General features: G+C 42.9%; 2 protein-coding genes and 1 pseudogene. All 3 read left to right on the top strand.

Annotated features, from left to right (window positions below; all coding sequences use genetic code 11):
- Positions 1-198: pseudogene (locus F6K20_RS32935) on the top strand (phosphohistidine phosphatase SixA); the annotation flags it as partial.
- 174 nt (positions 199-372) lie between these two features.
- Positions 373-1509, top strand: coding sequence for a citrate synthase (locus F6K20_RS32930; RefSeq protein WP_287297567.1), 1137 nt, complete (start codon positions 373-375; stop codon positions 1507-1509).
- 400 nt (positions 1510-1909) lie between these two features.
- The coding region (locus F6K20_RS32925; protein WP_287297566.1) for a glycoside hydrolase family 10-like protein at positions 1910-2742 on the top strand (833 nt) is incomplete at its 3' end.

The raw sequence follows: 2742 nt of genomic DNA, 5'->3' as shown, positions 1-2742 counted from the left end.
GATGATCAAAGACGTTTAGCTCTAGTTGGCCATCAACCTGATTTAGCTAATTGGGCGGAAATGTTGGTGTGGGGAGTATCCAATCAAAAACTAGTGCTAAAAAAAGCTGGAGTAATTGGGTTAAAGCTTCCTAATACTAGGAAGCCCTTCGGTCGCAGTGAGCTATTCTTGCTGACCTCACCTAAGTGGTTACTATAGCAATCTTTCAGGATTGATGGGGTTCGGAATCTCCTCCTATTCATGGGTCAGAGAAGTCAAAGAGTGCTATAATATAGTCATTACAGTAAAAATAATCTTTGTAGCACTGAAGACTTAACCACATAATCTCTGGTAAGTTAGCCTGAGATGACTGAAGATTCTGTAGGTAATAACATGATAGCTTGCGAGTACCAGCCAGGTTTAGAAGGCATTCCAGCAGCTCAATCCAGTATCAGCTACGTTGATGGGCAGAAGGGAATACTAGAGTATCGTGGCATTAGGATCGAAGAACTCGCATCAAACAGTACTTTCCTAGAAGCCGCCTATCTACTGATTTGGGGTGAGCTACCTACTAAGAACGAACTTTATGAATTCCAGGAGGACGTTCGCCTCCACCGACGGATCAAGTATAGCATCCGGGACATGATGAAATGTTTTCCAGAAACTGGTCATCCCATGGATGCTCTACAAGCCTCTGCTGCTGCTTTGGGTCTGTTTTACTCCAAACGGGCACTAGACAATCCAAAATACATTCGGGAAGCCGTGGTTCGCCTGTTGGCTAAGATTCCTACCATGGTAGCAGCATTTAAACAGATGCGCAAAGGGGACGATCCAGTACGCCCTCGGGATGATCTTAGCTATGCAGCTAACTTTCTGTATATGCTCAATGAGCAAGAGCCTACTCCCCTAGAGGCTCATGTCTTTGATGTTTGCCTGACCCTCCATGCCGAACATACTATCAATGCATCTACTTTTTCGGCTCTGGTGACTGCTTCTACTCTTACTGACCCTTATGCAGTAGTGGCATCAGCGGTGGGAACTCTAGCTGGTCCGTTACACGGAGGGGCGAATGAAGAAGTGATTACCATGTTGGAAACCATCGGCTCAGTGGACAATGTCCAGTCTTACTTGGAGGAGCGCTTGCAGCGCAAAGAACGAATTATGGGTTGTGGTCACCGAGTCTATAAGGTAAAAGACCCGCGAGCAACGATACTTCAGAACTTAGCGGAACAACTGTTTAAGGAATCTGGCACAGACAAGTACTACGACATTGCTTTGGAGTTGGAGAAAGCAGTGGAAGAAAAACTGAGCCACAAGGGGATTTATCCCAATGTGGATTTCTATTCTGGCTTAGTTTACCGGAAGCTGGGTATTCCGAGTGACTTGTTTACACCAGTGTTTGCGATCGCACGGGTTGCGGGTTGGCTAGCTCACTGGAAGGAACAGCTAGCCGTAAATCGAATTTTTAGACCTACTCAAGTCTACACTGGCACTCACGATGCTCCCTATATTCCTATTGAAGCTCGTTAGTCATTAGTCATTAGTTATTAGTCATTAGTCATTGGTCATTGGTGATTTGGGCGTTGGTGATTCTTGAGGGAAGTCCCATGAATACTCATGTACTCGTGCCCCTCAGCCAAATGCCTAAGTTTTCGTACCTAGTTTTCCTTGCTTCAAAAGCTGACTGCTGAGTGCTGATAGCTGAATGCCTAAGCTGATGTGCATTTAACTTGGTTATTACCTGTTCCCGTCTTGATGCAGTCGCTCATGGGGGAAACCCCCAAGACCGCGCTGCATCGCTGTTCCCTGTTCCCTGTTCCCTGTGAGTAATTTAGGTATGCCAATTTAAATGCTGAACAGCTTATTACCAATTACTAATTAACTAATGAAATTTCCGTTAATAAAAAAATTCAATAAATTTATAACTTGGATGTTAATAGGAGTGGTAGTCCTGGTAGGAGTCAACACTATCATTCCTGCCCCTCGCCATACCCCAAAAAGCACCAATAAAATTCAAGGAATTTGGGTAACTCATGTCGGTAACAACTTTCTATCCTATACAGGACAAACTGATAATGTATTTCACCAGTTATCTGGTCTGAATTTTAATCGAATTTACGTTGATGTTTATAATGGTGGAACTACCTATCCTAGTAACTATTCCCTCAAAAATAACCGGATTACTTTACCCTTCACCGACCCCCTAAAAGCTGCCATCAAAGAAGGTGAACGTCAAGGCTTAAAAATTTATGCTTGGTATGAGCATGGCATGATGCTTCATCTTAATTCAAAATTTGCTAAACAGCATCCCGATTGGCTCCTGAAGACGTCAACAGGAGAAAAAGCTATCGATCAACATCTGTGGCTAAATCCAAAGCACCCAGATGTTCAACAGTACTTCATTAATTTATTTACTGAAGCTGCAAAGAACTATCCCAATCTCTATGGTATTCAACTAGACGATCATTGGGGCATTCCAACTCAGTTGGGAAATCACGCCAGAGTGATGACAGAATTAACCCGTAAAATTTACCAAGCGGTTAAAAAAATTAACCCTAACTTAATTATATCTCTTTCTCCCAACTCCCCAAGTTTTTCCTACAGAAAATACTCTCAAAATTGGTTGTATTGGTTACGCCAAGGCTTGATTGATGAAGTGATCGTCCAAATTTATCGCAAGACAAGCCAAGAAGTAATAAATACTCTAAAATCTTCTGGTTTACAAGAAGCTAGTTATTACGTTCCGGTAGCGGTAGGTATCTA

The sequence above is a fragment of the Moorena sp. SIO2C4 genome, from assembly GCF_010672485.1.
In the GTDB taxonomy this organism is placed as follows: domain Bacteria; phylum Cyanobacteriota; class Cyanobacteriia; order Cyanobacteriales; family Coleofasciculaceae; genus Moorena; species Moorena producens.
The sequence above is the reverse complement of the archived record's forward strand: the minus strand, read 5'-3'. Positions and strand labels throughout refer to the sequence as shown.